The following is a 2,375-nucleotide window of genomic DNA, read 5'->3' on the forward strand; positions in this document are numbered from 1 at the left end:
CAGTCATCTGCTTATGACAGAAGCATTTACAGACCTCTTGATACGCCCCATACCGTTATGAATGACAGTGTTCCTTTTTAAGGATATTATTGAATGAGGAAAGTGATCATGTTAAAGCAATTCTGTAAAGTTGTATATTTTGTGGGGTATGAATGATATGTACCAAGTTCAGCAAATTGCTAACTTCTTTCTTGAAAAGGGACGTGAAGAGAATATCCCAATTTCTCCTATGAAGCTCATTAAACTGGTGTATCTTGCGTATGGATGGATGTTAGCAGCTACAGGTAAGCGTCTCTTTCCTGATCGTATAGAAGCATGGCAGCATGGTCCCGTGATTCCGGCTCTTTATCATGAGTTTAAAGATTGGGGAAGGCGTTTTATCGATTGCTATTCTCGAACAGTTGATTTAGAGACAGGAGAAATTTTGATTCCTAAAATTCCTAAAGAATCCGCTGATAAATATACAGTTAAATTATTAGAGATCGTCTGGAATGCTTATAAAAATTTTTCACCTTGGCGCTTGCGCAATGAATCTCATGAGAATGGATCTCCGTGGGAGAGAGTATATGATTGTGGGCAATTTGGTGTGAAGCTAAAAGACGATGACATCAAAGAATATTTCACACAAAAAATTAACGGGTATTTACAAGAGCCGGAAAAAAAATAAACACCTTCATCTTAAGCAACTTCAACGTGCAAGTGATGCTGTTGGAAATCAATCTATTAGAGTGATTGCAGATTGTCTTCCGAGGAGAACTGTTCATTATGCTGTTACAGAACAAGAAATAAATCTATTAAAAGATCACGCAACGTCTGCATGTCGTTTTCATGGAATAATGGGGACTTTATTGGGTACGCTTTTAATTTTGTCCATAGAACTATTTTGGGATAAAAGTCATTTAAAAATTAAGCTAGTTTTTATAATTATAATATCGATCATTCTGGGTTTGTTATTCTTTTATAGTCTAAAGTTCAAGTCAAAAGCAGAGGAAATTTGGCAAAATATTAAACAGGAATCTGGGGACATAAGTGAAAAAAAATAAAAAGAGGGGACGCCCTAAAATAGCAGGGCAGGTAAGAGAACCAAACGGACGTATATCACGTGCAAAAGCACCGCGTGAAGCCGTTGATAAATTGGCAATAGAAATGCGTGCAAAGCGCTTCGGTTTAACGCTACAAGAGGCAAAAAATCCACTTTCTGGTACCTATATAGGGCGGCTTTGCTTGCAAGGCGTGATTACTCAAGAGCAATATGATGCCGCGCAACAATATCTACAGATAAGGAATAATTACCTTTGTGCAAAGGGCTTGCCTAATGCTATTTATGATGATGTTTCTACAAACTCAGACCCTAATAGCTTTGAGCAATGGGTTGAAAAAGCAACGCGTCATTATCAATCTGTTCACGAGGCAATAAAAGAGGCGCAACATCTCTATAGACAGTACAATCTTTATGCAGCGCTACAGTACCTTGTTAGTGAAGATCAAGAATTACTACATCTTGTGAGTTCGCTAAAGGTTGCTCTTAATGCGCTTCAAAAGTATTTTTCGCAAAATTATGTAACTATCAATAAAAGTGAATGATAAACTTATATAACGCTTCACTTTCATAATCTAGTTTATGAAGTTTTCTTTTATTTTCAATTATCCGCTTTTCAATTATAGGAAGGGCTTTCAGAATTTCTGATTCCTCCATATGGTTCTTAGATTGTTTTGCTTTATTTAGATCCTCTATTGCACTTATTTTTTGTAGCATACTGCCGGTTAAATCGCTAAAACTATTGTTTCTTTCCCACAGTATATCATGCCATTCTCTTATCATATTTACATGTTGTTCAAAACGTTCTTTTGATAAAGTCGACATGTTATGCAAGAAATATACTTCTTCTATCATTCTAATTTCTTTGAATCTTTTTTCCCACCATTCGTTTCCATGAATTAGGTGATTATGAAGTTCGGTTTTTAATTCTGTGGTTACTTTTGAACAGAATAACTTATTAAAAAATGAAGAAGATTCTTCAGAATTAGCATATCCATTTGAAGTGGATATAAAACACGTTGTAAAAAGTGCGATAATTAATACGCTTCTAAATAAAGATTTTTTTATAAACATCATTTCTACCTTATATGTCTACCTTAATGTGCACTTTATCTGTTTAACTGATTCACTTTGAAATTATCAATATGTGTTATTTTAGTGTTGACAAAGTGTAGCAAATCGTATTTAATGACAAATACGGCACTTGTCGTATTGTGTCTAGACGAGAGGCAGTGCAGTTTGGAATCCCCGCATTTGCGGGGTTTTTTATTATCTGGAGGGCGTATTTTATGACATCAGAAAATACACAGCAGGCTCCACAACCCATTAAAAAGCG

At 35.5% G+C, this 2,375-nt stretch carries 3 protein-coding genes; 2 read left to right on the forward strand and 1 reads right to left on the reverse strand.

The genetic code is table 11. The features are described 5' to 3' along the window. Positions 1 to 157: 157 nt before the first annotated feature. The gene (locus ACFIKX_RS09680) at positions 158 to 667 is read left to right on the forward strand and encodes a Panacea domain-containing protein (RefSeq protein ID WP_375627966.1); all 510 of its coding nucleotides are present in this window, start codon (positions 158 to 160) and stop codon (positions 665 to 667) included. 362 nt (positions 668 to 1,029) lie between these two features. Next, positions 1,030 to 1,584 (forward strand): hypothetical protein, encoded by a 555-nt coding sequence (locus tag ACFIKX_RS09685; RefSeq protein WP_375627967.1) that lies wholly within the window; start codon positions 1,030 to 1,032, stop codon positions 1,582 to 1,584. Here the strand turns inward: ACFIKX_RS09685 and ACFIKX_RS09690 are convergent. Next, on the reverse strand, positions 1,568 to 2,113 hold the full coding sequence (locus tag ACFIKX_RS09690; protein WP_375627969.1) for a hypothetical protein: 546 nt from the start codon (positions 2,111 to 2,113) through the stop codon (positions 1,568 to 1,570). The two genes, ACFIKX_RS09685 and ACFIKX_RS09690, sit on opposite strands and share 17 nt — an antisense overlap. Between the last annotated feature and the right edge of the window lie 262 nt (positions 2,114 to 2,375).

Origin of the sequence: Bartonella sp. CM86QHHN (genome assembly GCF_042194695.1) — a bacterium.
Classification (GTDB): Bacteria; Pseudomonadota; Alphaproteobacteria; order Rhizobiales; family Rhizobiaceae; genus Bartonella.

Bases quoted from the DNA above. Each gene is read 5' to 3' on its own strand.
- ACFIKX_RS09680 (WP_375627966.1), top strand. From the start codon at position 158: ATGTACCAAGTTCAGCAAATTGCTAACTTCTTTCTTGAAAAGGGACGT.
- ACFIKX_RS09690 (WP_375627969.1), bottom strand. From the start codon at position 2,113: ATGTTTATAAAAAAATCTTTATTTAGAAGCGTATTAATTATCGCACTT.